The following is a 25,454-nucleotide window of genomic DNA, read 5'->3' as shown; positions in this document are numbered from 1 at the left end:
GCACTGCACTTCCCCTACGATGCTGCTCATTCCCGTATCAAGAGCACGCCTGTGAAGCTTCTTTTCGGCCTTATTTCTTTTTTTATTGCCACATCGATCTGGGCTGCGGCACCTAAGCAGCCTTTTTATCAGCTCAATGCTAGCCAATTGGCAGTGGTGGTGAATCGCAATGACCCACAATCGGCCGAAATCGCGCGTTATTACCTCGAAAAACATGGCCTAAAGCCTGAGCAAATTTTTGAAATTAGCCTGCCTATTGATCGAACATGGATCAGTGAAGGGGAGTTAGCCGTTGCAAAGGCAGAGCTAGATGCAGCTTTGCCCGCCCATATTCAGGCCTTAGCTCTTGCTTGGACTAAGCCTTACCGCGTGAATTGTCTTGGTATTACCTATGCTTTTACCATCGGCTATAAAGAGGGGCTTTGCCAAGATGGCGGCAAGCCAACACCTGCTTCTGCTTACTTTAATCACGCCAGTACCCAGCCATTTACGGATTTAAAAATTCGCCCCAGCATGCTGCTGGCCGCCCAAAATTTGGCTGACGCTAAAAAATTAATTGATCGCGGCGCAGAAGCTTGGGGCAGTTTTCCAGAAGGCACCGCTTACTATTTAACCACCAGCGATAAAACGCGCAGTGTGCGAGCGCCGCTTTTTCCTCCAACACAAACCGTGGCCCGCCCGCCGATTAAGATTGAAAACTTAAATAGCGATGCCATCACCAATAAAAAAGACGTGCTGATTTATCAAACGGGACTCACTAAAGTGGATAAATTAGAAACCCTGCGCTTTGTGCCCGGCGCACTGGCCGATCATTTAACTTCTTTTGGTGGCATGCTGACCGATAGCAGCCAAATGAGCAGCTTAAAATGGCTAGAAGCCGGTGCAACCGCCAGCTATGGCACAGTAAGCGAGCCTTATTCTTATCCACAAAAATTCCCAAATCCAGTGGTGCTGCTCTATCACTACTTGGCAGGGGCGACGGCGGTAGAGGCTTACTGGAAAAGCGTAGAGTGGCCTGCGCAAGGGGTATTTATTGGCGATCCGCTGGCCGCACCTTTTCGCAGTCTTAGTCCAAGAAAGCAATAATGACTGGGCGGGCACGGCCCCACTCGCGCGATACCCAAATCGTCAACATTTGTGCAGTGAAAGCTTAGCTACCCGATAAATTCAAAAGCCTTATAATCAGCCAGCGATTATTTGAGGCTATATAAGATATGCATACCTTTTACTGGCACGATTACGAAACCTTTGGTATTAACCCGCGCCGTGATCGGCCTAGCCAATTTGCCGGTATCCGCACCGATGCCGAGTTAAACGAGATCGGTGCGCCGCTGATGCAATATTGCAAGCCTGCTCCCGACTATCTACCCGATCCTGAATCCTGCCTACTCACGGGGATTACCCCGCAGCACTGCTTAGAAAACGGCGTGAATGAGCATGAGTTTGCCGCCCGCATCGAGGCCGAACTCGCCGCCCCTAACACCGTAAGCCTAGGCTATAACAGCATTCGTTTTGACGATGAAGTCACCCGCTTTATGTTCTGGCGTAATCTGATTGAGCCTTACTCGCGCGAATGGCAAAACGATTGCTCGCGTTGGGATTTGCTGGATGTCGTACGCACTTGCTATGCACTGCGCCCCGAAGGAGTGAATTGGCCAAAACATGAAGATGGCCGCCCTTCTTTCAAACTAGAGCACTTAACTCAAGCCAACGGCATTAGCCATGAAGCCGCGCACGATGCCTTATCCGATGTGCGCGCCACCATTGCATTGGCAAGGCTGATTAAACAAAGCCAGCCCAAGCTATTCGATTTTTGCTTCTCGCTGCGCAAAAAAGACAAAGTGCTAGAGCAGATTGGCCTACGTAGCCATTCAGAAGAAGCACGGCCCTTTTTACATATTAGCGGCATGTTTCCAGCAGATCGCGGCTGCATCGCCATCGTCTGGCCACTGGCCATGCATCCTAGTAATAAAAATGAAATCATCGTCTGGGATTTGGCCTTTGATCCAGCCGAGCTATTTACCCTAGACGCCGACACCATCCGCCAGCGCATGTTCAGCAAAAGCACTGATCTGCCCGAAGGCGTGACCCGCCTGCCAGTAAAAAGCATTCATATTAATAAATCACCCATCGTGATTGGCAATCTCAAAACACTGAGTAGTGATCGCGCGACACACTGGAATATCGATGTAGAGCAAGCGCTGGAGCACGCCAAAATCGCCGCTTCCGCCCCCGATATGGCCGCGACTTGGCAACAAGTCTTTACCAGTGAGCACGCAAGCAGCGATGTGGATGAAGACTTATACGGCGGCTTTATTGGCAACAACGATAAGCGCCTATTAGCCAAACTGCGCCATTTTAGTGGCGATGAGCTAGCTCGTGAAAAGGTGAGCTTTGAAGACAGCCGCCTTGAAGAAATACTCTTTCGCTATCGTGCCAGAAACTTCCCAGAGAGCCTCTCCCCTACAGAGCTACGCCGCTGGGAGCAACACCGTGCAGCCAAATTATTTGATGGCGCAGGCGGCGCACGCACGCTAGAAGTATTTGGCGACAAGATTGATGAGCTTTCGGATCATATTGATGACAGCCAAGCCGGATTACTGGCGACGCTGTTTGATTACGCCGAAAGCATTATGCCGGATGAGGAGTAGGCTTGACCCCATTGCCCCCTCTCCCCCGGCCCCTCTCCCACAAGGGGAGAGGGGGGAAAATCAAGCTATCTCACTCAATGGTAGAGTATGTTTAAAAGCCCCTCCCCCATTTTGGGGGAGGGGTTGGGGAGAGGGTCGAAGGCCGCACTCATTCATGCAACAAGCGCCACAACTGCTCCAAAACAGCCTCAGGCTGCTGATCCCATTCATTATTCCAAACTCTTAACACCCGATAACCTTGGCTTTTTAAGCAAGCATCACGCTCAGCATCATTGCTTGCAGCACTTGCATGCTGGCTGCCATCCAACTCAATAATGACTTTAACTTGCATGCACGCAAAATCGACGATATAACGCCCAATCACTTGCTGACGGCGAAATTTAAATCCAGCCAAACGCCCTGCTCGCAGATGTTGCCATAGGCTTTGTTCAAACGGCGTCGCTTGTACGCGTAATTGTCTGGCCCGATCTCGCATCAGTTTACTGATCACTTCATTCTCCCTGCAGCGCGCACGGCTTTGCTGTAATAATATAGCAAGGATTAAACTCACTCCGTCCCATAGCCACGGCCTGCCTGTTCAATGACTCCAATCTCCCGCCGCCACTTCCTTACCCTCGCCGCCAGCAGCTCCCTTGTGGCCTGTGGCCGTGTGCCGGATTTTTCTCGCTTTACGCGCTGGGGTTTGCCGATTCAGCTGTATATGCCAGGGATGGCCGAGGGGCACCGATTACGACAGCCAGATTTTCCTGCGCCCAGCACTGAAATCAGTACCGACGTTCTGATTTTGGGCAGCGGCGTGGCGGGGCTGGGTGCTGCGTGGCAATTAGCTAAACACGGCACACAGTTTCTACTGATCGATGGGCCAGAGTTTGGTGGTAATGCGGCAGAAGGCCAGCTTGGCGGGCTAGCCTATCCGCGTGGTGCACACTATTTACCGCTGCCATCCAAGGAATCTAGTCATGTGCGCGAGCTACTAGCCGAAATGGGCGTGATTGAGCATGGTGCTCTTAGCGATGCTCCTCACTTTAATGAAGCCGTACTGGTGCACTCCCCCGAAGACAGGCTATATATCAACGGCCAATGGCAAGAAGGCGTAGTGCCGCAGCATGGTATTTCTAAAGCAGAAGCTCAACAAACCGAACGCTTTTTTGCCCTTACAGAGCGGCTAAAAACCAGCGTTGGTGTAGATGGCAAACGACTTTTTGCCGTGCCACTGGTGCTATCCAGCACAGATCCAACTTGGCGAGCGCTAGATAAACAAAGCTTTGCCGACTGGCTGGCCGCCGAGCATTACACCGCCCCCAGCCTGCTGTGGTATCTGAATTACTGCTGCCGCGATGATTACGGTAGCGATCTAGCCCACACCTCGGCATGGGCAGGGCTACATTATTTTGCTAGCCGCAACGGCCACGCCGCCAATGCCAATAATGGTGCCGTACTTACTTGGCCCAATGGGCTCTATCCGCTCATTAACTATATGGCGGCAACCATCCCTGCAGGCCAACGTCAATCGGGCATGGCTTACCAAGTAAGCGAAACCAAAGCTGGCATAGAAGCACTCATTTTTAATACTAAAACTGGGCAATCGCAGCGTATCAAGGCCAAAAAAGTCATTATGGCGATGCCACTGCACGTCGCACAAAAGCTACTGCCCTTAGCCCCATATGGCTTTCTGCCCGAGCATATGCCGGAACACGCGCCTTGGTTAGTCAGCAATTTTTTACTGGATAATTTTCCAACAGAACCCAAGGCCGAAACACTGGCATGGGATAATGTGCTGTATCAAGGCAAGGGGCTCGGTTATGTCGTGGCCAGCCATCAGCTAATCCGCGCGGCCAAACCTGCACAGACGGTATTTACCGCCTATCACGCCTTATCAGACCTTACACCCAAGGCAGCAAGGCAATGGCTGCAGCACGCCAGCAGCGACGAGCTTTACGAATTAGCCGCCAGTGATTTACGCCATGTTTACGGCTGGCGCTGGCGACAATCCATTAAAAGTATCGAGATCACCCTGCGTGGCCACGCTATGGCAACGCCCTCGCCGGGGTTTTTAAGTAATCAGGGGCTAGCAGCCTTACGCACACAACACGGCAAGGTTTTATTTGCTCATTCAGACCTGTCAGGCTTATCAATCTTTGAAGAAGCTTTATGGTGGGGCTGCCGAGCTGCTAAGCTAGCGCTAGGAGATTCAATATCATGATGAACGGTTTATTACTTATTCTTATTCTTATTTTAATTAGTGCTTTTTTTTCTGTTTCAGAAATTGCTCTTGCTGCATCGCGTAAACACAAATTGCAACAAATGAGCGAAGAAGGCGACAAGCGCGCCGATCTGGTGCTCGCCTTGCAAGAGCGACCAGGGGATTTCTTTACCGTGGTGCAAGTTGGCGTGAATGCCGTGGCTATTTTGGGTGGTATTTTTGGTGAGCCCACGTTTTCACCAGTTTTTAAAGCGCTGTTGCTGCAGCTGGGTATCTCGGTCGAGCTTTCCCAAACCTTGGGCTTTTTAATGTCTTTTACGTTAGTTACCAGCTTATTTATTCAATTTGCCGATTTAATCCCTAAAAGAGTCGGCATGGCTGTACCAGAAGCCACGGCAGTAAAAGTGGTTGCGCCCATTTTATTTTGCATCTTTTTATTACGCCCGCTGGTATTTATTTTTGATGGTATTGCCAATATTATTTTTAATGCCTTTCAGCTGCCCGCCGTGCGCCGCGATGAAATCACCACCGATGATATTGTAGCAATGGCCGATGCGGGCGCAATGGCCGGCACGGTAAGGCGTAAAGAGCATAATCTAATTGAAAATGTATTTGAATTAGAAACCCGCACCGTCACATCGGTGATGACAGCCCGTGAAAGCGTGATTTTCTTTTCATTAACGGATACAGAAGAAAACATCCGCGCCAGAATGCTGGCCGACCCTCATTCTAAATTTCTACTTTGTGAAAACAGCATAGACAGCGTATTTGCCTATATCGACGCCAAAGATATCTTGCAATTAGTGCTTAAAGGCGGCGAAATAAATCTACTAGAAGGCTTAAAACAATATGGCAATCGTAAATTACTGACTATTCCTGATACGCTTTCTTTATCTGAAGTATTAGAGCAATTTAAAGAAGCGCGTGAAGACTTTGCCGTTATTTTGAATGAATATGCATTGGTGGTTGGCATTATCACGCTTAATGATGTCACCATTCAATTAATGGGTAGCATGGTGGATCCTGGTGCCGATCAAATTGTGCGCCGCGACGATAGCTCTTGGCTGGTTGATGGGGTAACACCGATTGAAGACGTGAAAAAAGCGTTGGATATCGATGAATTAAAAGATGAGGAAAACTACGAAACCATCGCTGGTTTTATGATGTATATGCTCAAACGCATTCCTAAAAAAGCCGAGCTATTGATTTTTGGTGATTATAAGTTTGAAGTGGTGGATATTGATAATTTCCGTATTGATCAGCTGCTGGTTACACGAATTACTCCGCAAAAAAAATCCGAAGAAGCGTAAAAACCATTAGGAAAACGTAATGTAATTCTGAGCACAAAAAAACCCAACAATCCTATAAGGGACGTTGGGCTTTTTTACTCCACACCATATATCGTAGGGGCGCAGCAAGCAGCGCCCCTAACACTCTATCTTTTAACGCTTAGACGTTTTACGAATCTCTTTTTCGTCCTGCCATTCATCCACGCCTTCTTCGATATTTTTCAGAATAAGAGTGAATTTATAAAATACGTCTTTAGTATTAGAGTTCTTTTTCACAATTGAAGTAATTTCACCCGTTAGCAAATACTTAGCACCTTTCATTTGGCCAAGCTTGGCTTTATTTTTATACAGCCCTGTTTCATTTTGTTTTTTTAATTCTTCAACCTGTGCATCCATCGTGCTGCTATCGGTCACAAACTTAGCGCCGGATTTCATCAACTGCGTTTTCATACTATTGGTGATATTGCGCGTATCAATGTATTCAGACGTTTTATTTTTAACCTCAGATACCACAATAAATGGCCGGCTCGCCATAGATGGATGCTGCATTAAAGAGCGCGCCATCGCTTCGGCAATCATTTGCAAATCGGTGGAGCCAAATTCATTGCTCACTGTTTCTACAGCCTTGCTATCGCCATATACCACATCGCCACCACCTACCGTAGGCGTTGAGCTAGAAGCGCAGCCACCAATTAGTAAGATGGTTACAAGCACGGCACTGAGTTTGGTAAATCGTTTCATCGTTTTCATTTCATGATTCCTTAGTTATGGGGGGCTCACTTAGCCGCTGGAGCGCCGGTGTTTTCGGGGCTATTGACTTCCATTCTAAAATCAACCGCCTCTGTAACAGGGGCAATGGAATGAATGGTTTGCTTTTGCAAGCCAATAAACTTCATCGGCTTCCAGCCCTCCTCCCCTCCCACGGCAAAGCCTGCGTTATCAAGCCAGCGAAAGCGATAATAAAGCTGTTGATCGCCCTTATCTTGGTTCTGTATTTCTAACTGCACAGCCAATAAGCCATTGCGTTGCAGCATTTGTCCGCCATTGAGCTTTAAATACTTCATTTCGCCCAACTGCTCTACCTTATCCGCTAGGGAAAGAGGAGCAGCCTGTACTAGCGCAGAGCATCCCAATACGACGGCCAATAACACGCCACGGGCAAGATACTTTTTCATGATTATTCCTTTATTTAACGGATTTAAATAGCAGCAACATCGCTCTTAAAACTCAAAATTTTGGCTTAAGCCCTTTTCTGCGTGGGTATCAACACCATGCCCCCTACAATGCCGATTGCCCAAAATAAACCTGATTACCCATCACCCGAATCGGCACGATTTGATATGCCCCCGCCACTTTTAATTCAAAAGCCTCTTGCCCTTGCGCCGTTGGCACTAATAGTTTGTGCATGCCCACCGGTAAAGACACCCGCACGATGGCAATTTGTGCGGGTAAGGTGCTCCAAGTGCGCTCGTCAGCCTGCTCTGTAACGACCGTAACCAAGCCCAGTATCAAACCTGCAATAGCGCTCGCATTATTATCACGATCACTGAATTGCTTTTGGGCCACGGCTCGGCTTACCGCTCGCACCGTGGTGCGCAAAATAATGCCTGGCATTTCATCGCGTAAAGCGCGGCGGCTCATCGCATCCACGCTGGTGATAGTGCTCACACCCAAGGCGCGGCCATCGAGCTTTAATTGCGCCGGTGCAAAACCGTTATTCGCACGAATCACCGGAAACGACACCGCCGTAAAGCCCGTGCGGTAAATCGGCAGCGGTACCGATATCGATTTGCGGGCAGGCGCTAAGCCAGAGCTCAGCACAAACAATACATCGGTCATGCCGCGCTTAGAGGTTTTGCTATCGAGCTGCTGCAAACCATCTTCTAAGGCTTTGCTATTGGGCTTGAGCTCAATGGCTTTGCGATAGCCTGGCGCGGCGAGGCTTTTTTCGCCTAAAGCCTCATAAACAAAGGCCGCTAAATAATGGCTAAAGGCGTTTTGATAGCTATTTTTTAAGGCCAATACTTCTGGATCATCGAGCGTTTCTACGGGGTAACCTTTTAAATCTTTAAAGGTGGTTTTTACCCCCTTAGCCCTCGCTTCTTCTTCATCTTTTTCATAGGTACGTGAGCGAAACTCAGCAATAATCGCCTCACGTTCATGGGTTTTTTTGATCTCTACCCGCGCATTATTCCAATCGCCTGCCGCCGCGTGATTCACGGCTAACAGGGTGGAGAGCAGCACTTTTTCATAATCGTAGCCATCGTAGCGGCGGGTTTTATCGTTGATTAAAAAGCTGCCCACATCCCCTAGTAATTTATCTGGCGAGTATTTAGCGAGCTCTTCCCAATCATGGATTTTTGCATCAGCCTTTAACCACGCATTGGTGCTGGCTGGCAGATCATTTTTAAGCTGTAATAGCTGGCCTTTTTCTAAGTAGTACAACAAGTCTTTATCGCTATTATTGGCTTCCAATACCGCCAAAGCGTTGTCTGGCTTGCCCGCCTTGGCAAAATCAATCGCCCCCTGCGATTCAGCTTGATAACTTCGCATGGATCCGCAGCCGCTTAAAAGCAAAGCAGTCATGACGCAAATGGCTTTTACACATTTCATTCGGGCAACGGCCTCGGTTACATAATGCTGATTAAATATAGTGAATGAATTTACCACGTTGGAAACTTAACTTTGTAACCGATGTTAGCCATATGTATTTGGCAAAACGGGCGCAGCAAGCAGCGCCCCTACGTTTAGATCGCAGCATACAGTTTATCTAAAGCCCATTGTTCTGGGTTGTTCTGGATATATTCACGCAAAGCATTTAGCTCTGCTTCGTGCCGAATAATATGCTCCCAATAATTACGCTGCCAAACAGGTATGCCTTGACGCTGTAAATACCGGTTAATCATCACTGTAGAGCTTGATTTATATCGACGCATAATTTGCCCTAATGTAGGGGCGCTGCTTGCTGCGCCCTTTTGGCTCATCTCATGCATAACAATAATGCCATGAATATGATTAGGCATAATCACAAAAGCATCTAGCTCTAAATTCAAATAGTGCTTAGCTAAGTCATCCCACAAGGATTGTAATATTTTACCCGAGCTATTTAATTGCATTTGGGGAGTAGCACACACATCTGTCCTGATCTCACCAAAAATACACTGATGATGATGGCTGCAAACCGTAACAAAATAAGCACCTGCCTGAGAATAATCATAAGCTTGCAAACGAATAGAGCGGCGCTGGCGCACGCTAGGAATATTTTTCATATTTGTTTACCCATCTTCGCATAGCTGATTGCGCCCTGATTAAATATAGCTCTAAAGTACAAAGCAAACGCAGCAAACAGCGCCCCTAAGCTACGTATAGACAGTAGAAACATCGCCATCCTTCCTATTGCATGTAAGCCAAACCTCATCTGCAATCAGGCAAAAACAAGATTCTTCAGACTATACTGAAAGCGTATTCGAGGAGCGCTGCGACTCTTGGCCATGATCTGCTAAGAGCTAGGCTCGAATTCGACTTCAGGCAAACCGCGTTCTCCTGATAAACCGCGCCGGGCACGGCATGTGCACAGGTGATGCATGCTCGGCTACAGATAGGAATAACACTGTGGCTCATCTTGATTTAGCAAACGCTGATTTTAAAGTCGCCGATCTGTCCTTAGCCGATTGGGGGCGTAAAGAGATTCGCATTGCAGAAACCGAAATGCCCGGCCTGATGTCGGTGCGCACCGAATATGCTGCCGCACAGCCGCTCAAAGGGGCGCGGATTGCGGGCTCCATCCATATGACCATCCAAACCGCCGTACTGATCGAAGCCCTGCAAGCACTGGGGGCCGAGGTGCGCTGGGTATCGTGCAATATTTTCTCAACCCAAGACCACGCCGCCGCAGCGATTGCCGCTGCAGGCACAGCGGTATTTGCCCATAAGGGCGAAACGCTAGAAGAATACTGGGATTTCACCCACCGTATTTTTGATTTTTCCAATCATCAATACGCCAATATGATTTTGGACGACGGCGGCGATGCCACTACCTTGCTGCACCTTGGTGCGCTAGCTGAAGCCGATTTAGCGGTGATTTCAGCCCCCGCTAACGAAGAAGAGGTCGTACTATTTGCCGCCATTAAAGCCAAGCTCGCCAAAGATCCAACGTGGTATTCCACTCGCCTAAAACATATCAAAGGCGTAACGGAGGAAACCACCACCGGCGTGCATCGCTTATACAAGATGCACAGCGAAGGCCGCTTATCCTTCCCAGCAATTAATGTAAACGACGCAGTCACCAAATCTAAATTTGATAACCTGTACGGCTGCCGCGAATCCTTAGTGGATGGGATTAAACGCGCCACCGATGTAATGATCGCCGGCAAAGCTGCCGTGGTGTTGGGCTATGGCGATGTGGGCAAGGGCTGCGCCCAAAGCTTGCGTGGGCTAGGTGCCATCGTTTATGTCACCGAGATCGATCCAATTTGCGCGCTGCAAGCGGCCATGGAAGGCTACCGTGTGGTGACGATGGATAGCATCTGCGATCAGGCGGATATTTTTGTGACCACCACCGGCAATGTGGGGGTGATTACCCATGAACATATGCAAAAGATGCGCAATAACGCCATCGTCTGCAATATTGGCCACTTCGATAGCGAGATCCAAGTGGCATCCTTAAGGCAATACGAGTGGGAAAACGTCAAGCCGCAGGTGGATCACATTATTTTCCCCGATGGCAAACGCATTATCTTGCTGGCCGAAGGCCGCTTGGTGAATTTGGGCTGCGCTACTGGCCACCCAAGCTTTGTGATGTCCAACTCATTTACCAACCAAGTGCTGGCGCAAATTGAGCTATTTACCAAAACCGAGCAATATCCCGTCGGCGTGTATGTACTGCCCAAGCATCTAGATGAAATGGTCGCCCGCCTGCACCTCAGTAAAATTGGCGCGGCTTTAACCGTGCTCACCGATGAGCAATCTGCCTATATCGATGTACCTAAGCAAGGGCCATATAAACCAGCACATTATCGCTATTGATAAAGTTTTAAACTGTAATAAAAATGGGGAGCTTAAGCTCCCCATTTTTATCTATAAATTAGAAAATATTAATTTTTATTCTGCTGGCTAGCAATAATTCTTTGATAAGTGCCATCCTTTTTCATTGCCAATAGCACCTCATCAAACCGATCTCGCAAAATGGCCAGATTCTTCTTTTTTGAAAAAGCCATATAACTAGGGATGGTTTGCACCTCAGGGCTTAACTCCCTAACTTTATCCAGATGACCATGACGTTTTAAAATATCTAAAGCGCCATATTTATTACTTACCAATACATCAAAGCGCTTAGCCAGTAATTTTTCTATATTTTTTTCACCAGTGAATGTCTCGTCAAGCTCTGTGATGGTTTTGTTTTTTACTGCAGAATCAAATACATCCCCATAGCTAATTTTACTCACCACACCAAAACGATAAGAGGCTAAAGAAGATAAATGCCCATCAAATTGAATAGGCGAGCCCTTTAAAACAAATAAAGATACCACTTGGGGCATTAATATTTCTTTTGAGTAATCAGCAAATACTTCTCTTTCTGGGGTTTTATATGCAGTAAAAACAGCATCAGCACTGCCATCTTCAATCATTTTTATCGATCGCGTCCAAGGTAGCAGGGTAATGTTAATTGGCTGATGTAAGCGACGAAACGCTTCTTTTACAATTTCGACCACAAAACCTTTCGTTTCACCATTTTCTTCATACTGATAAGGCGGGTATTGCAATGTAACCAACTCAAGGGGAGCTGCCATGGCAATGGATCTGCAAAAAAACCAAGCAAGGCCTGCAAGTATCAATCCGCTATATCGCATAGGTTTCCCCTTCAGTAACGCCCAGAATAAGGGAGCGTTCTCTGCAATATAGAACACAAACATACTGCTATTTATTTAATAATTCATACTAAAACCCATGCCCCAAAACGCTTCTTGCTGCCCCAATAATCTGCTGAGACAGCGCTTCCATCCTAGGTGATTGTACCTTCCAAGAGTGCCAAAATAGCCTTACATCACAAGGAAAATCAGGCGCTAAATCAACCAGGCCTTCCAGCCCATTACCCAGCAATAACTCAGGAACCATACCGTAGCCCAAGCCATGGCGAATGGCGGCCAGATGCGGCTCGGTTCCGGGTACATAGTGGCAGGGATAGGCATCGGCTAATAAGCCAAAGCGGGTTTCTAAAAAGCTAGCTTGCAAGGTGTCTTTATGCGAATACGCCACCACGGGTGCTCGCCTTGCATCGTTACGATTTAGCCCCTGAGCAAACCAGCGCGCGCAAAAACTTTTGCTCGCAATCAACCGATAGCGCATCACACCAAGTGGCTCGGCAAAACAGCCTTTCATAGGTTTTTCTTCGCTACCTATGCAGCCTATTGCCATGCCGGATTCAAGCAGTGCATAGGTGTAATCTTGATCTTCCACGGTTAAATCAATCAACACCTCTTCATTGACCAAGGCCTGCGCCAAAGCAGGGAAAAACCAAGTCCCTAGGGTATCGGCATTCAGCGCAATAGTGAGCGATAGAGGAGAGTAATTCTCCACAGCTAAATCAGTCGCCAGATCGGCTTCTAGCTGCATTACACGGCGCAAATATTGCAAAAGCCGCTGGCCAACTGGTGTGGCGCGGGCTGGGCGGCTGCGCACCACCAAGGGGTTGCCAAGCTTACTTTCTAGCGCACGCACCCGCTGCGAAACCGCCGAAGCCGTTAAATGCAAGCGCTGGGCGGCCTGCTCAAAGCTGCCAGTTTCAACCACTGCGCGTAGCGCCTCAGTTTGCTTAGGATCTAAATTCACCAGTGCATCTTTTACATATTAAGAATTTTTAAGCATACCTTATAAATATTAAATTTTATTCAATACATCTAAAACACACTAGATAATGCTATTTATTAATTTATCGACCTATAGAACACGCTCATCCACCCCCTACTGAAAGAAGTTAGCAATGCTGCTTTACTCTATTTATTTAATCGCCATCACCGCCGAAGCCATGTCCGGTGCGCTGATGGGTATGCGCCGTAACATGGATTTATTTGGTATTTGTTTTATTGGCACGGTCACGGCATTGGGCGGTGGCACTGCACGCGATATGCTGCTGGGCCACTATCCACTAGGCTGGGTAGCCCACCCGCAATATCTGCTGTTTACCATAGGCGCGGCAATCATTACCGCCTTCATTGCCAGCCACTTACACCATTTACGCCGCTTATTTTTAGTCGTGGATGCACTCGGCTTAGTGGCATTCACCATTATTGGCTGCAATATCGGTATGGAAACAGGCGTTCACCCGGGGATTGCCATTATGGCGGGCATGGTAACCGGTGTATTTGGTGGCCTGCTTAGAGACGTGCTGTGCAATCAGGTACCGATGGTGTTAAGCCGCGAAATTTACGCTAGCGTGTCACTGGCTACGGGGGCTTTATATATCTTGCTGCACTACTTAGGCTTAGAAGCTGGCCCCGCCTCGCTGATCGCCTTAATCGCGGGCTTTAGCTTTAGGCTATTAGCCATGCGCTTACGTTGGCAGCTACCGGTTTTGCGCGGCGAACATATTCGCGGCTTTGATTAGCCGCACAAAATCTATTCCCCTTAGCTAAGATAAATGCACGCATTTAATCTAAGGGGGATACACCATGCCAAGATGGTTGCTTCTGCTGAGCTGCCTAAGCGGGCTGGCCCTAGCCCAGCCAGCCAAACTGGTTACCGGCCCAAATTACCCGCCCTTTACCGACACATCGCTCCCCGATGGAGGGCTTGCCGTTAGCCTTGTTAAACAAGTCATGAATAATGCGAACCTGCCTTACCAGCTAGACTGGCGGCCTTGGACGAATGGCTACCAATCAACACTAAAAGGCGAGTATCTTGCCACTTTTCCCTATATCAGCACCCCAGAACGACGGGAATTATTCGAGTTTTCAGATCCTCTTTTTATCCTTGAAATAAAAGTCTTTGCCCTGCCTGGCAGCCAGCTAGACGGAACCCAGCTCAATAGCCTGCAAGGTAAACGCTACTGCCATCCTTTGGGCTGGGCATTTTTGAAGGAAGTTGAGTTGATGGTCAATAAGGGCTTGTTTCAGATGATCCGCCCCTATGATATGAGCTCTTGCATCAGGCTCATTGCGGAAGACAAAGCCGATTTTATTCTGACCGATCAAATACAAGGCAACGAAGCCATTGCCCAAGTCGCCGGACTAAAAAAAACACCTGTTGCCAGCGGTGGCATCGTAGAAAAAGTAGCCTTACGGCTCATGGTCAAAAAAAACCAGCCCCAATCCCACGCGTTCTTGCTGCGATTCAATGAGGCGCTAAAAACCATACGCCCCGCCCCTCATCAAAGCGATTAAATGAAGAAACTTAACTCTGCATCAGCGCTCTTCCCCCAAACGCAGCCTCCCCATTTCGCCCGCCTTTGAGCTAGATGCATCGCATCCCTGCTTAAGCTCCCTGACAAATCAATGACAATGATTTACACAAATATTGATTTACTTCTATTAAGCAGCTGGCACAATCAACTTTTTTGTGCCCTGCCTGCTGATGAAAATATCGATTCGCCTATTTAGCTTATTGCTTGCCCTACTACTGCATTTAGGCTTATTTGCGATTTATTTTCCCGCGCCGCGCTATATTCCAGTGGATACGCCCAGCGTGGAAGTCACGCTATTAAAAATACTCCCCCGCCCTATTGAGCCTATAGCTCCCACCGCGGCACCAAAACCAGCGCTACTGAAAAGCCCCAAGCAAATTGCTTTGCCCAGCCACAGCGCAATAGCACAGCAGCCAAGCCTAAACACACCCCAAAGTGTGCCCCAGCCCCAAATTCATTCAAGCACAGAAACCGTAATTGGCGATTTAGACAGCGCCTTAAGCAGCCCCGCCAGCGCTGTGGCCACCCTACCCAAATTTGATATAAAAACCATACCAAACCTTGCTCCGCCTCCAAAAGAGCATCGCACCGTACTGGCAAAAGAACTGGATAAGGCGGTACGTGGCGATTGCAAAAACGCTTACAGCCAGATGGGTTTATTGGCGATTCCCATGTTATTGCACGATACGGTTAGCGATAAGGGCTGCCAGTGGTAAGCCATACCCAAGCTATAAAATACCGCTGGCTACTGCGGCATGCAGCTTCGTTTCCAACACCTGCCAAAGCGGCACACTGCCTTGGCTGATGCGGCTATTCACTGCAAATACTTTGTCTTTTGACACCTGATGCGCACTCCAGCTGTGGCCATTGCCATGTAAATTATGTAGCAGTGGCGGAACGCGATCTATCGCTTTGGCATACTTAGCATCCGCACTCTCGCCCGCCTCAAACTCATACCAAAGCTGTAAATACTCGTCCCCACAGCCCTCTGGCAATAAAGCCAGCAATCTCTTTATTCCATTGGCTTCAGCGCGTTTAATTTCTGGCGTTTCACTGGCATAAATGATGGTGTCACCCGCATCAATTTCGCCCAGATCGTGAATGAGCAGCATCTTAATCACCCGATCAATATTAATAGCCTCATTGGCATAATCTTTAAGCATTAAAGCCGCCAGACAAACATGCCAGCTATGCTCAGCAGCGTTTTCATAACGATCCAGCCCCACTGGTTTAGTTTTTCTAATGACGTTTTTTAGTTTTTCAATTTCAATAATAAAAGCCAGTACCTGCTCTATTTTTTGCATATTATTTTCCTTTTAAAAAAGCCTATGTTTTTTATCCCGTTGCAAGGACAATCCGATCAACTTAAGCGATCTGCGATTCGTAGGGCGGGTGAAACCCGCGAGTAATACTGAATAAATACGCGGGTTTCACCCGCCCTACGATATTTATAATGAGATTGAGCAAGAGGCAAAATCAGGTAATTTGATGCCACGCGTGGGCACAAAATCGTGCCCACCCTACATTTTTTGTCCCGTTGCAAGGGCAGTAGGCAGGGCCAGTGATATCAACGCGGCCAGCGCGACGAAGGCGGCCGAGATCCACAAACAGGCAGCAAGGCCCGCGCTTTGGTAAACCCAGCCGGATAAAACCGTGCCGATCAGCCGCCCCATGGCATTGGCCATATAGTAAAAGCCCACATCCAGCGATGCGCCGTCTTCCTTGGCGTAGCTCACGATCAAATAGCTGTGCAGGGATGAGTTAATTGCAAATAGCACGCCAAATACCGCCAGCCCCAACAGCAAAACACGAGGCTCTGAGAGGCCCAACGCGATGGCAGCGGGGATCATCGCCAGCAGCAGCGCCCAGCGCAGTGCCGATTTGCCGTCTGGATGCTTGCCAGTGAGTCGCGGAGCGAGGGATTGCACGATGCCGTAGGCGATCACCCATGCCGCAAAAAAGGCCCCGATGCTCCAATCGCTCCAGCCCAAGCGCGTTGCCATATACACCGGTAGCGCCACCACAAACCACACATCACGCGCGCCAAATAAGAACAAACGCGCCAGCGATAGCACATTCACCGGCCTGCTTTTAGAAAAAATATCCGCAAATTTAGGCTTGTTTTTGGCCTTACCTAAATCTTGTTTTAAACACAACATGCTGGCCAGCCAAACCAAACACAATGCCGAGGCCAGTAGCCAGATTGCCCCCGTAAACCCCAGCGCAGAAAGCAAAACGCCGCCCAAAAAAAATCCTACGCCTTTTAAAGCATTTTTAGAGCCGGTTAACAGCGCCACCCATTGATAGAGCCGCCCTTCCTCGCCTTTAGGCAGCAGCGCTTTAATGCTGCTTTTAGCGCTCATTTTATTTAAATCTTTAGCGATGCCAGATAGCGCTTGCGCTGCCATCACCCAAGCCACCGTTAACATGCCAGCAGGAACGGTGAGTGCGAGTAAAGCCAGCACTTGCAAAGCTAAGCCGATATTCATGGTTTTATTTAAGCCAATACGCGCCCCCAACCAGCCACCAACCAGATTGGTGATCACGCCAAAAATCTCATAAAACAAAAACAACATAGCAAGGCTCAGCGGCGAAAAACCTAGCTGATGAAAATGCAGCACCACCAACATCCTAAGCGCCCCATCCGTCAGGGTAAACGCCCAGTAATTACCGGTGATGATGAGATATTGGCGGATTTGGGGGGAGAGCATAGTGTTCCAAATAAATAAGTACTTACGAGGGGGTCCCCCAGATGCAGCAACTAAAGTCACAAGGCCCCTCAGCTGAGGGTGAACTAGCGCTAAACCTTGAACCACAGAGAAAAACGAGGACACAAAGGACGCAGAGAAAAGCTAAAAACCAGTCTTCCTTATCTCTGTGCTTCTCTGTGTTCTCTGTGGTTTAAGATTTAACTCACTAGAATCACGCCAATCCCACCTTTCTCACCAGCTCCATAGTGCGGTTTACATAGCCCCACTCATTGTCATACCAAGCGTAAAGCTTCAGCTGCGTGCCGTTGACCACCATCGTTGAGAGTGCGTCGATGATGGATGAGCGGGCGTCGCCACGATAGTCGATCGACACCAGCGGGCGTTCTTCATAGCCCAGAATATCTTTTAAATAGGTTTGGGATGCGGCTTTAAGCAGGCCGTTGACTTCTTCAACCGTGGTGGCGCGTTCCAGCTCAAACACACAATCGGTGAGTGATGCATTGGTCAGTGGCACACGTACTGCGTGGCCATTCAAGCGACCTTTTAGCTCAGGGAAGATTTCCGTAATCGCCGTCGCCGAGCCAGTTGAAGTGGGGATCAGGCTGGTGCCGCAAGCGCGGGCGCGGCGCAGATCTTTGTGCGGCGCATCGATAATGGTCTGGGTGTTGGTTAAATCGTGAATGGTGGTCATGCTGCCGTGGCGAATGCCCAGCTGCTCATGAATCACTTTTACAACAGGAGCCAAGCAATTGGTGGTGCAGCTGGCGGCAGTCACAATACGGTGGATAGCCGGATCGTATAAATGATCGTTTACGCCCACCACCACATTCAGCACCCCTGCTTCTTTAACCGGAGCAGTCACCACCACGCGTTTTACGCCTTGCTCTAAGTAAGCTTGCAGCAAAGCGGTAGTACGCATTTTGCCCGAGGCCTCAATCACCACATCGCAGCCCGACCAGTCGGTGTCGCTAATGGCGCGATTGCGAGTGGTTTTAATCCGCTGTCCGCCAATCACAATATCATCGCCATCGCTGAAAGCCTCATGGGCAAAGCGGCCATGTACAGAATCAAAATTGAGCAAATGCGCCAGTGTGGCGGCGTCCCCCGCCGGATCATTAATCTGCACAAACTCAAGCTCTGGCCACCCCCATGCCGCACGCAGGCTTAAACGCCCCATCCGGCCAAAGCCGTTAATGCCTACTTTTATGCTCATTTTTATATCCTTAGAGGCTTTGGCCAATTTCACTGACTTGAAGTTTTAATGCTAGGGCATCGAGCTTTTCTACTGGCAAAGCAGTAAACAGATCAATCCGGCGTTTTAAGATTAAAAGGGTGTCATGAAAAACTTTGTGCTGAATGGTTTCATTACCCCCCGTGCCAGGAGCAGCCACACCCCAGTGAGCCAGCGTTGGATGGCCAGGCCAGACTGGGCAAGCTTCACCCGCAGCCGAATCGCAAAGGGTAAATACAAAATCCATTTGTGGCGCATCTGCCGCGCTAAATTCTTGCCAGCTTTTGCTGCGTAGTTTTTCTGTACTGATACCCACATGCTGCAGTGCTTCAATGGCTAAAGGATTCACGCTACCTGCTGGCTGGCTGCCCGCGCTATAGGCCTGAAATCGGCCTTTACCCACATGATTTAATACAGCTTCAGCAATCTGGCTGCGGGCCGAATTACCGGTGCAGATAAACAGCACATTATAAATTTTGCTCATAGGGCATCTCCATGATGGCGGGGTATTTTATGTATGGTAACTATAACGCTACAATATTTCAAATATTGTTGTATAGTTGATGAATGGAAAAAACAATCGCAACTACTATTTTTGAATCGCTCTCTTCTGGTGTACGGCTAGACGTGTATCGCCTGCTGGTTAAGCAGGGTGATAAGGGCATGGTGGCAGGAGATATCGCGGCGGCTTTGGGGCTGCCTGCTACCAATATGTCTTTTCATCTAAAAGCACTGGCGCAAGCCAAGCTAATTACGGTGGAGCAGGAAGGGCGCTATATGCGCTATCGGGCCAATCTAGCCCTGATGCAGGAGCTCATCTCGTTTCTAACCGCAGAATGCTGCGAAGGGCACCCTGAGCAATGCTTTGATCCGCCTGCCTCTTGCTCAACAAAGCAGGATGCATCGTGTTAGAAGCCACCAAGCAATCAGCTCAGATGAGCGTATTTGAGCGCTATCTTACGATTTGGGTATTCCTGTGCATTATTGCGGGGATTACTTTGGGGCAGTTTTTACCCAGCGTTTTTCAGGCTATTGGCGCGATAGAAATCGCCAACGTCAATCTGCCGGTGGGCTTGCTGATCTGGATTATGATTATCCCGATGCTGATTAAGGTGGATTTTTCGGCACTAAGCGAGGTGCGCAAACATGCTAAAGGGATTGGGGTCACGCTATTTGTAAACTGGCTGGTAAAGCCTTTTTCAATGGCATTTTTAGCGTGGTTATTTATCCGCCTGCTGTTTGCCCCCTACCTGCCCGCAGAGCAAATCAATAGCTATATCGCCGGTTTAATCTTACTGGCCGCTGCGCCGTGCACAGCAATGGTGTTTGTTTGGAGCAAGCTAACCCATGGCGACCCGCTGTTTACGCTGAGCCAAGTTGCCTTAAACGACAGCATTATGGTGGTGGCTTTTGCACCGCTGGTGGCGTTTTTGCTAGGGATATCGGCGATTATTGTTCCTTGGGCCACACTGATTACCTCGGTGATTTTGTATATCGTGCTCCCCGTTATTATTGCCCAGCTATTGCGCAAATCTTTGCTCGCCAAAGGCTCTGCCGCATTAGATAAGGCCATGGCTAAAATTGGTCCTTGGTCGATTAGCGCGCTGTTAGCCACACTGGTTTTGCTGTTTGCTTTTCAGGGTAAAACCATTATTGAGCAGCCGCTGGTCATCGCCTTATTAGCCGTGCCGATTCTAATTCAGGTGTTGTTTAATTCAGGGCTAGCCTACTGGCTAAACCGAGCGCTAGGCGAAAAACACAATATCGCCGGCCCATCAGCGCTGATTGGCGCATCTAATTTTTTTGAGCTGGCAGTAGCAGCGGCCATTAGTTTATTTGGCTTTCATTCGGGCGCGGCGCTGGCAACCGTGGTGGGGGTGCTCATTGAAGTACCGGTGATGCTCTTGATCGTAAAAGTAGTCAACCGCAGCAAGCCTTGGTATGAAAAAAACTTAAGCTGAACACGCAAACAAGGAGGAGTGAGCGGCTAGCCTCATCTTCTTAAGATTAAAATTCATCTTGATAAGAACGAAAAATCCGCTGCAATTCGCCATTATTTTGTAGCTGCTTAAGAGCGTTTTCTACCTTAATAACCATCGCTGGAGGCACCTTTTTACTCAGCCAAAAATACATCGCCTCTTGATGCAATGCATCGGGTAAAAGCTGCAATTGGCCCTCCAAATGATTAGCCCTGATCGCATATAGACCACTCAATTCACTGATATAAAAAAATCTAACTCGCTTGCTAAGCACTTTTTTTAAATTAACTAAACTGTCACCACTGCTATCATCTACCGCAATGCCGCGGGCTTTTAAAAGCTGAACATAAGCCGCGCCTGCGGGAGTAGCAACCAGCCCCCCTAAAGCGGCCAGCTCATTGAAGCTCTTTACCCTCACCTTGTCATCACTACGCGCAAGCAGCTTTTCTTGTACAAAATACAGGGGGGTTGCAATGCGCAAAGCCCCTTCGCTTCGCTTAGTTGTCTCCAGCAAGGCACAAGCCGCATCTAGCCCCCCTGTAAACAAACCATACTCCACTCTGGCCATCGGCGTTGGATGGGGATCTAAATCAAAATGAATGCTTGGATCGAGTTGCTCAATCGCACGCAAAATATCAGGGCACTGCCCTGTGAGCGGGTTGCTCTGAAAAATAAACTTAGGGGAAACGCCCTCTTGGGCGGCAATACGCAGGGGCGGATCAGCAAAAGCCGCCGCACAGAGCAAGTAGCACAGACTAATCCATTTTAGCTTTAGCATCTCCTGCTCCTCGCCCCAATAAGGCTACAACACTCAGATATGCTCTTTATAAAATAATTTCGTCTTATATGCCCAAGCAAACCCCAGACGGCAAGCCGCGCTCGTGTTTAAACAACTGCTGATGGCTGGGTGCTAAGGCGGCAATCAGCGCAGCCAATGCGGCATCTGCCTCGGCCTCGCCACACATAAAAATATCAATTGCGGCGTAGCCATGCTCGGGCCAAGTATGAATCGATAGGTGTGACTCCATCAGCAGCAGTACACCGGTTACACCCAACTCAAAGCCAAAATGATGAAAGTGTCCAGCCAGCACGGTGGCATTGCCCGCCTCTGCGCCGCTTCTTAAGATCTGCTCAACTTTAACGGGATCTGCCAGTAACGCAGGCGCGATGCCGGATAAATCAGCCAGAATATGCCGCCCTAAACTCATTTATGCCCACCGCCACCGCCGCCCCAATTGCTACTGCCATAGCTACTGCCACCACTGCTCCAGCCCCTAGACGATGAGCCGCTACCACTGCTGCCAGATGTGGCATTTATTAGCGTGCAAATGCCGATAATCACGAGGCAATATGCTTTATAAAAGCCAGGTTTCAATTCACAACTCCGAATATTTAAAAAATGTAGGGGCACGGCATGCCGTGCCCAATCCTACCTAGCAGGCAACCAAACCAAGACCAAAGCCAAGATCAACAACCAAATTCCATCAAAACCATTAAATATCAGCAGCGGCAAATTAATCACCGTTAACAGCGCGGTAAACATAATGGCAAGGCTTTTAATCGAGCTGGGGCTGGCGTCTTCACTAGCAGCGATGGGCTTAGCAAACCATTGTCCCACTAGCTCGCTACTGATTCGCTTGGCTTTAGACCACGTCACTTCACTGGGGCTACGCTCTTTAGAGAGGCGCACGCCATTGAGATCGTAATCACTTAATGCGGTTTTATCCCCCACGTGTACCCGCCAGTTAAATGCCCCAGCGGCGTAAGTGACGTGGGCGTCGTAATCAAATAGCTTGCGATATTTTTTGCCATTAAGCATGGCCTGCGCGGCGTTGTGCATCTCTGGCCATTGGTTTAATACCTCGATCTGATCCCAACCTTGCTGGCTTTCTACCAGCCACATAAAACCAAGGCTAGCGTGATAGAGCAGGTATTCGGTCCAATCCGCATCCTCCCCATCCTCACTACAGCGCATCAAACCAATCAACAGCCATTTTTTATTCTCAATGGTGGCGGTGTCGCCCAGCTGCAAAGTGCTATGAAACGCCTCTAGCTGCCGAGCTTTGCCAATAGCAACGGCCTTATCTCCGGCGCAATCCACTTCCGTATGGCAGGCTGGGCAAACCAGCTGCATTGCCATTCCGGCGATATATTTGAGCGGACTGGCGCAGCTTGGGCAATCGAGCACATTATTTTTGCCAGCCAACCGCCCCGCGCTTTCCGTAATTTGATCGTCACTGCGTAATAGCTGACACTTTAAATCAGCAAGATTAACGGCCTCGCCCACAAATAGCTCAGGTGCGCCCTGAGAGTAATCTAGCGTAATAAAACGCGCAGCATGCCGAGCATCCACCACCTTGGCCACATAGCCCTTGCCTACGGTAAATGGCAGCTCCCCCGCACCAGACACGCACTGCGCCGTGCGTACATCAGAAAAAACATAGCTGCGCTGCTCATATAAGTACGCCATTTCTGGCTGTATATCGGCAAAGGCTGGCGCGTCCACCGCCGCCCCTAAGCTTTTGGTCAGCATATATTGGCCAGAAGTATCCGCCAGCCAAGCCGCGCTGCCATCATCAAAGAACAGATACCACTCGTTCCAAAAGCCTGCGTCGTAACGCAGCTGAATCCGCCCTACTACATTAAAGCCCTGGCCCTGATATTGCCCGCTGGTGCCAATCTGAATCCGCGAATAGTCTTCCAAAGCGCTCGACATTTTGCCGATATCTTTGATTTCATCGGCATTTCTAAGCAGCGTGCTCTGGCAATACTCGCAAACCGCCATCACCGACGCGGCAGAACGAAACGAAACGGGCGCCCCGCAACTTGGGCAGGCAGCTGTGTACATAAAGGAACCTGAAGGTTGGAAAAATAGCTAAAAAAATCTTAAGGCGCAGAGAACACAGAGAAAAGATACGGCCTGTTTTTTAAAAAAATACGGATTAAGCGTTCTAATCCGCCATTTACAGCCTCATTCCCGCGCAGGTGGGAATCTAGTCGCGATGCACTCAAAAGCGCTGTATCCCCGATAAAAGCATTCGGGGATGACGCGTTTTTTGTAAGTGGATTTTGCCGAGAAAAACCGCTAATCAGCTTAATGATCTGTGTTTAACTCATTTGGCTTCGTGTTCTCTCCGCGCGCAGTGTTAACTGGCTTAACCCACCAGTTTTTTAATCACTTCAGCCTTAGCCGTGTCGTAATCGGCCTGCGAGATCAACCCTTGATCAAGTAAGCCTTTTAACGAGGCCAATTTGGCTTGTGGATTATCCACCGCAACGGCAGGGGCAGCAGCCACCACAGGAGCGGCAACAGGAGCAGCAGGGCTTAAGCTGTTTTTCATGGCATCCGCCATCACCTGCCCCACGCCCACTCCTGCAGCAAGGCCAGCGCCGATTCCTGCTAGCCCGCCTTCGTTTTGCGCCGCCAGTGGAATACTTTGCGCCACCTGATACTGGGTGTATTTACCCAAATCGCCCATCATGCCCATAGAGATACGGGTGTCGATGGCTTTTTGCAGCTCTTCGGGCAGCGAGATGTTTTCAACGGCAAAGTTATCTAGCGCTAAGCCGTATTTACCAAATACAGGAATTAAGGCTTCTTTGATTTTCTCGCCCATCAAACCCTGATTGCCCGCCATATCTAGGAAAGGCACGCCAGATCCACCAATCGCGCTGCTCATGGTAGAGACCACTAGATTGCGCAGTTGTAGCTCTACTTCATCACGGGTGTACTCTTCACGCGTACCGCTGATTTCCTTAAAAAACAGCACAGGATCAACCAGCTTGTAAGAGAACACACCAAAAGCACGTAAGCGCACCATGCCAAAATCGTTATCCCGAATGGTAATGGGCTGCGGCGTGCCCCATTTACGCCCTAGCTGAGTGCGAGTGCTAAAGAAATACACATCTGATTTAAACGGCGAATCAAACAGTTTGTCCCAGTTTTTTAAGTTAGTCAGCAGCGGCATATTCTGCGTAACCAGCTTGTGCAGCCCTGGCGCAAATTGATCAGCAATCTGGCCTTCGTTTACAAACAAAGCCAATTGCGAATCGCGCACGGTGAGGCTGCCGCCATTTTGAATTTCAAAATCTTGCATCGGAAACCGCCAAGCCAGCACGCCGTCTTGATCTTCATTCCACTGCAAAACATCAATAAACTGCTTCTTAATAAAAGAACCGAGACCCATGATGCGCTCCTAGGATTAGCGATAAATACAATAAACCCAAATCTTGAACCACGGAGAACACAGAGGCTCACGGAGAAAAGACATGCTATTAATAGGTCATTCATCCCCAAGGGCTTTAGTCGGGGATCCAGTTTTAATACTAGACACCCAATGCACGGGAATGATGAATTAGAAATAATCAGAGCCTCGCTAAAGTTTGCGTGCTCTTCAGGATAAAGGTTTTCTCCGTGTAACTCTGTGTCCTCCGCGCACTCCGTAGTTCAAGATTTAGGTTTTAATAAAATGAGTTTAAGACAAACAACCCGCGTTAATTAAGCCAATAGCCAGCGATAAAGCGCCCATTAAAGCCCCCATTGCGACATTGTTTTCGATTAAATCCTGATTCATATTTGGCAATAGTTTAGATAACACCAAGTGCGCAATAATTTGCACCGCCATCGCGCAAAAGGCCCAGAAAATAAATAGTTCAAAGCTGGCGTTGTGCATCACGCTGGCGGCCAGCGTTAGCGAAAACCCCAGCAGCGCGCCGCCCAAAGATAAAGCGGCTGACAAGCATCCCTGACGAATCAATGCAAATTCGTCATAAGGCGTAATCTTGGTGTATACCAGCACAAATAGCGCCAATAGCCCAAGGCCAGAAAGCATATAAATCAGATAATGGATTAAGGGCGTCAGCATTTAATCATCCTTTAAAAATAACGGTAGGGACGCTGCTTGCCGCGCCCTGATCGCAAAGGGCGCAGCAAGCAGCGCCCCTACCTTTTACATGCAGTACAATATCAGCAAATGTAACATATACGAAAGG

General features: G+C 48.8%; 27 protein-coding genes and 1 riboswitch. Of the genes, 10 read left to right on the top strand and 17 right to left on the bottom strand.

Annotation, left to right across the window (positions count from 1 at the left end):
* Positions 1-51 precede the first annotated feature (51 nt).
* Both R6242_RS03275 and sbcB read left to right on the top strand, forming a co-directional pair.
* Complete coding sequence (locus R6242_RS03275) at positions 52-1,086, top strand: TIGR03790 family protein (protein ID WP_318423666.1); 1,035 nt, start codon at positions 52-54, stop codon at positions 1,084-1,086.
* A gap of 128 nt (positions 1,087-1,214) precedes the next feature.
* Positions 1,215-2,651, top strand: a complete 1,437-nt coding sequence (gene sbcB, locus R6242_RS03270; protein WP_318423662.1) for an exodeoxyribonuclease I — start codon at positions 1,215-1,217, stop codon at positions 2,649-2,651.
* 148 nt (positions 2,652-2,799) lie between these two features.
* On the opposite strand, the gene R6242_RS03265 is transcribed toward sbcB, so the two are convergent.
* Positions 2,800-3,126: an endonuclease domain-containing protein gene (locus tag R6242_RS03265; protein ID WP_318423852.1), complete on the bottom strand. Its 327-nt coding sequence runs from the start codon at positions 3,124-3,126 to the stop codon at positions 2,800-2,802.
* A 105-nt stretch (positions 3,127-3,231) separates the two neighbouring features.
* On the opposite strand from R6242_RS03265, the gene R6242_RS03260 reads away from it, so the two are divergent.
* Together R6242_RS03260 and R6242_RS03255 are read left to right on the top strand one after the other, a co-directional pair.
* Positions 3,232-4,854 (top strand): FAD-dependent oxidoreductase, encoded by a 1,623-nt coding sequence (locus R6242_RS03260; RefSeq protein ID WP_318423659.1) that lies wholly within the window; start codon positions 3,232-3,234, stop codon positions 4,852-4,854.
* Positions 4,851-6,164: a hemolysin family protein gene (locus R6242_RS03255; RefSeq protein WP_318423656.1), complete on the top strand. Its 1,314-nt coding sequence runs from the start codon at positions 4,851-4,853 to the stop codon at positions 6,162-6,164. The genes R6242_RS03260 and R6242_RS03255 overlap by 4 nt, the downstream gene beginning before the upstream one ends.
* Before the next feature lie 132 nt (positions 6,165-6,296).
* Here R6242_RS03255 and lpoB read toward each other — a convergent pair whose 3' ends face one another.
* The 4 genes from lpoB to R6242_RS03235 form a co-directional block, all read right to left on the bottom strand.
* A complete protein-coding gene (lpoB, locus tag R6242_RS03250) occupies positions 6,297-6,893 on the bottom strand; it encodes a penicillin-binding protein activator LpoB (RefSeq protein WP_318423653.1) in 597 nt (198 codons plus the stop codon).
* A 26-nt stretch (positions 6,894-6,919) separates the two neighbouring features.
* Entirely contained in the window at positions 6,920-7,318 is a 399-nt protein-coding gene (locus R6242_RS03245) for a YcfL family protein (RefSeq protein WP_318423650.1), read from the bottom strand.
* 103 nt (positions 7,319-7,421) lie between these two features.
* The gene (locus R6242_RS03240) at positions 7,422-8,729 is read right to left on the bottom strand and encodes a hypothetical protein (RefSeq protein ID WP_318423647.1); all 1,308 of its coding nucleotides are present in this window, start codon (positions 8,727-8,729) and stop codon (positions 7,422-7,424) included.
* Positions 8,730-8,890: 161 nt separating this feature from the next.
* Entirely contained in the window at positions 8,891-9,412 is a 522-nt protein-coding gene (locus R6242_RS03235) for a transposase (protein WP_318423644.1), read from the bottom strand.
* Between the two features lie 193 nt (positions 9,413-9,605).
* Positions 9,606-9,691: riboswitch (S-adenosyl-L-homocysteine riboswitch) on the top strand.
* 19 nt (positions 9,692-9,710) lie between these two features.
* On the opposite strand from R6242_RS03235, the gene ahcY reads away from it, so the two are divergent.
* Complete coding sequence (gene ahcY / locus R6242_RS03230; protein ID WP_412099497.1) at positions 9,711-11,168, top strand: adenosylhomocysteinase; 1,458 nt, start codon at positions 9,711-9,713, stop codon at positions 11,166-11,168.
* A gap of 68 nt (positions 11,169-11,236) precedes the next feature.
* Here the strand turns inward: ahcY and R6242_RS03225 are convergent, their stop codons facing one another.
* Positions 11,237-12,049: a substrate-binding periplasmic protein gene (locus tag R6242_RS03225; protein ID WP_318423638.1), complete on the bottom strand. Its 813-nt coding sequence runs from the start codon at positions 12,047-12,049 to the stop codon at positions 11,237-11,239.
* Positions 12,050-12,080: 31 nt separating this feature from the next.
* A complete protein-coding gene (locus R6242_RS03220) occupies positions 12,081-12,971 on the bottom strand; it encodes an HTH-type transcriptional regulator ArgP (RefSeq protein ID WP_318423635.1) in 891 nt (296 codons plus the stop codon).
* 151 nt (positions 12,972-13,122) lie between these two features.
* Here R6242_RS03220 and R6242_RS03215 point away from each other — a divergent pair, with 151 nt between their 5' ends.
* The 3 genes from R6242_RS03215 to R6242_RS03205 all read left to right on the top strand — a co-directional run bounded on the left by R6242_RS03215 (position 13,123) and on the right by R6242_RS03205 (position 15,257).
* Positions 13,123-13,746, top strand: a complete 624-nt coding sequence (locus R6242_RS03215; RefSeq protein WP_318423633.1) for a trimeric intracellular cation channel family protein — start codon at positions 13,123-13,125, stop codon at positions 13,744-13,746.
* 64 nt (positions 13,747-13,810) lie between these two features.
* Positions 13,811-14,521 (top strand): substrate-binding periplasmic protein, encoded by a 711-nt coding sequence (locus tag R6242_RS03210; protein WP_318423630.1) that lies wholly within the window; start codon positions 13,811-13,813, stop codon positions 14,519-14,521.
* Positions 14,522-14,711: 190 nt separating this feature from the next.
* Entirely contained in the window at positions 14,712-15,257 is a 546-nt protein-coding gene (locus R6242_RS03205; protein WP_318423627.1) for a hypothetical protein, read from the top strand.
* A 12-nt stretch (positions 15,258-15,269) separates the two neighbouring features.
* Here R6242_RS03205 and R6242_RS03200 read toward each other — a convergent pair whose 3' ends face one another.
* The 4 genes from R6242_RS03200 to R6242_RS03185 all read right to left on the bottom strand — a co-directional run bounded on the left by R6242_RS03200 (position 15,270) and on the right by R6242_RS03185 (position 18,967).
* Positions 15,270-15,845: an HD domain-containing protein gene (locus R6242_RS03200; protein WP_318423624.1), complete on the bottom strand. Its 576-nt coding sequence runs from the start codon at positions 15,843-15,845 to the stop codon at positions 15,270-15,272.
* Between the two features lie 216 nt (positions 15,846-16,061).
* Positions 16,062-17,252, bottom strand: a complete 1,191-nt coding sequence (arsJ, locus tag R6242_RS03195; protein WP_318423620.1) for an organoarsenical effux MFS transporter ArsJ — start codon at positions 17,250-17,252, stop codon at positions 16,062-16,064.
* A gap of 211 nt (positions 17,253-17,463) precedes the next feature.
* Positions 17,464-18,465 (bottom strand): ArsJ-associated glyceraldehyde-3-phosphate dehydrogenase, encoded by a 1,002-nt coding sequence (locus R6242_RS03190; RefSeq protein ID WP_318423618.1) that lies wholly within the window; start codon positions 18,463-18,465, stop codon positions 17,464-17,466.
* 10 nt (positions 18,466-18,475) lie between these two features.
* The gene (locus tag R6242_RS03185; protein WP_318423613.1) at positions 18,476-18,967 is read right to left on the bottom strand and encodes an arsenate reductase ArsC; all 492 of its coding nucleotides are present in this window, start codon (positions 18,965-18,967) and stop codon (positions 18,476-18,478) included.
* An 83-nt stretch (positions 18,968-19,050) separates the two neighbouring features.
* Between R6242_RS03185 and R6242_RS03180 the strand changes: the two genes are divergently transcribed.
* Positions 19,051-19,395, top strand: a complete 345-nt coding sequence (locus tag R6242_RS03180) for an ArsR/SmtB family transcription factor (RefSeq protein ID WP_293937308.1) — start codon at positions 19,051-19,053, stop codon at positions 19,393-19,395.
* 23 nt (positions 19,396-19,418) lie between these two features.
* On the top strand, positions 19,419-20,444 hold the full coding sequence (gene arsB, locus R6242_RS03175; RefSeq protein ID WP_318423850.1) for an ACR3 family arsenite efflux transporter: 1,026 nt from the start codon (positions 19,419-19,421) through the stop codon (positions 20,442-20,444).
* Between the two features lie 46 nt (positions 20,445-20,490).
* On the opposite strand, the gene R6242_RS03170 is transcribed toward arsB, so the two are convergent.
* The 6 genes from R6242_RS03170 to R6242_RS03145 form a co-directional block, all read right to left on the bottom strand.
* Positions 20,491-21,240: an ABC transporter substrate-binding protein gene (locus R6242_RS03170; protein ID WP_318423608.1), complete on the bottom strand. Its 750-nt coding sequence runs from the start codon at positions 21,238-21,240 to the stop codon at positions 20,491-20,493.
* A gap of 64 nt (positions 21,241-21,304) precedes the next feature.
* Positions 21,305-21,670: an adenosylmethionine decarboxylase gene (gene speD, locus R6242_RS03165; protein WP_318423605.1), complete on the bottom strand. Its 366-nt coding sequence runs from the start codon at positions 21,668-21,670 to the stop codon at positions 21,305-21,307.
* Entirely contained in the window at positions 21,667-21,804 is a 138-nt protein-coding gene (locus R6242_RS03160) for a hypothetical protein (RefSeq protein WP_318423603.1), read from the bottom strand. Before R6242_RS03160 ends, speD begins: the two co-directional genes overlap by 4 nt.
* A gap of 87 nt (positions 21,805-21,891) precedes the next feature.
* A complete protein-coding gene (locus R6242_RS03155) occupies positions 21,892-23,310 on the bottom strand; it encodes a DUF4178 domain-containing protein (protein ID WP_318423600.1) in 1,419 nt (472 codons plus the stop codon).
* A gap of 307 nt (positions 23,311-23,617) precedes the next feature.
* Positions 23,618-24,649 (bottom strand): SPFH domain-containing protein, encoded by a 1,032-nt coding sequence (locus tag R6242_RS03150; RefSeq protein ID WP_318423598.1) that lies wholly within the window; start codon positions 24,647-24,649, stop codon positions 23,618-23,620.
* Positions 24,650-24,937: 288 nt separating this feature from the next.
* Positions 24,938-25,327, bottom strand: a complete 390-nt coding sequence (locus R6242_RS03145) for a DUF350 domain-containing protein (protein WP_318423595.1) — start codon at positions 25,325-25,327, stop codon at positions 24,938-24,940.
* Positions 25,328-25,454: the final 127 nt, after the last annotated feature.

The organism is Iodobacter sp. CM08, from assembly GCF_033446605.1.
In the GTDB taxonomy this organism is placed as follows: domain Bacteria; phylum Pseudomonadota; class Gammaproteobacteria; order Burkholderiales; family Chitinibacteraceae; genus Iodobacter.
Note: the sequence above shows the minus strand (reverse complement) of the source record. Positions and strands in the feature narration are given on the sequence as shown.

Coding starts and splice junctions, on each gene's coding strand:
- R6242_RS03215 (WP_318423633.1), top strand. CDS start 13,123: ATGCTGCTTTACTCTATTTATTTAATCGCCATCACCGCCGAAGCCATG.
- R6242_RS03145 (WP_318423595.1), bottom strand. CDS start 25,327: ATGCTGACGCCCTTAATCCATTATCTGATTTATATGCTTTCTGGCCTT.
- R6242_RS03210 (WP_318423630.1), top strand. CDS start 13,811: ATGCCAAGATGGTTGCTTCTGCTGAGCTGCCTAAGCGGGCTGGCCCTA.
- arsJ (WP_318423620.1), bottom strand. CDS start 17,252: ATGCTCTCCCCCCAAATCCGCCAATATCTCATCATCACCGGTAATTAC.
- R6242_RS03150 (WP_318423598.1), bottom strand. CDS start 24,649: ATGGGTCTCGGTTCTTTTATTAAGAAGCAGTTTATTGATGTTTTGCAG.
- R6242_RS03185 (WP_318423613.1), bottom strand. CDS start 18,967: ATGAGCAAAATTTATAATGTGCTGTTTATCTGCACCGGTAATTCGGCC.
- arsB (WP_318423850.1), top strand. CDS start 19,419: ATGAGCGTATTTGAGCGCTATCTTACGATTTGGGTATTCCTGTGCATT.
- lpoB (WP_318423653.1), bottom strand. CDS start 6,893: ATGAAAACGATGAAACGATTTACCAAACTCAGTGCCGTGCTTGTAACC.
- R6242_RS03240 (WP_318423647.1), bottom strand. CDS start 8,729: ATGACTGCTTTGCTTTTAAGCGGCTGCGGATCCATGCGAAGTTATCAA.
- R6242_RS03235 (WP_318423644.1), bottom strand. CDS start 9,412: ATGAAAAATATTCCTAGCGTGCGCCAGCGCCGCTCTATTCGTTTGCAA.
- R6242_RS03205 (WP_318423627.1), top strand. CDS start 14,712: ATGAAAATATCGATTCGCCTATTTAGCTTATTGCTTGCCCTACTACTG.
- R6242_RS03245 (WP_318423650.1), bottom strand. CDS start 7,318: ATGAAAAAGTATCTTGCCCGTGGCGTGTTATTGGCCGTCGTATTGGGA.
- R6242_RS03200 (WP_318423624.1), bottom strand. CDS start 15,845: ATGCAAAAAATAGAGCAGGTACTGGCTTTTATTATTGAAATTGAAAAA.
- R6242_RS03265 (WP_318423852.1), bottom strand. CDS start 3,126: ATGCGAGATCGGGCCAGACAATTACGCGTACAAGCGACGCCGTTTGAA.
- R6242_RS03155 (WP_318423600.1), bottom strand. CDS start 23,310: ATGTACACAGCTGCCTGCCCAAGTTGCGGGGCGCCCGTTTCGTTTCGT.
- R6242_RS03255 (WP_318423656.1), top strand. CDS start 4,851: ATGATGAACGGTTTATTACTTATTCTTATTCTTATTTTAATTAGTGCT.
- R6242_RS03190 (WP_318423618.1), bottom strand. CDS start 18,465: ATGAGCATAAAAGTAGGCATTAACGGCTTTGGCCGGATGGGGCGTTTA.
- R6242_RS03260 (WP_318423659.1), top strand. CDS start 3,232: ATGACTCCAATCTCCCGCCGCCACTTCCTTACCCTCGCCGCCAGCAGC.
- R6242_RS03170 (WP_318423608.1), bottom strand. CDS start 21,240: ATGCTAAAGCTAAAATGGATTAGTCTGTGCTACTTGCTCTGTGCGGCG.
- R6242_RS03180 (WP_293937308.1), top strand. CDS start 19,051: ATGGAAAAAACAATCGCAACTACTATTTTTGAATCGCTCTCTTCTGGT.
- ahcY (WP_412099497.1), top strand. CDS start 9,711: ATGTGCACAGGTGATGCATGCTCGGCTACAGATAGGAATAACACTGTG.
- speD (WP_318423605.1), bottom strand. CDS start 21,670: ATGAGTTTAGGGCGGCATATTCTGGCTGATTTATCCGGCATCGCGCCT.
- sbcB (WP_318423662.1), top strand. CDS start 1,215: ATGCATACCTTTTACTGGCACGATTACGAAACCTTTGGTATTAACCCG.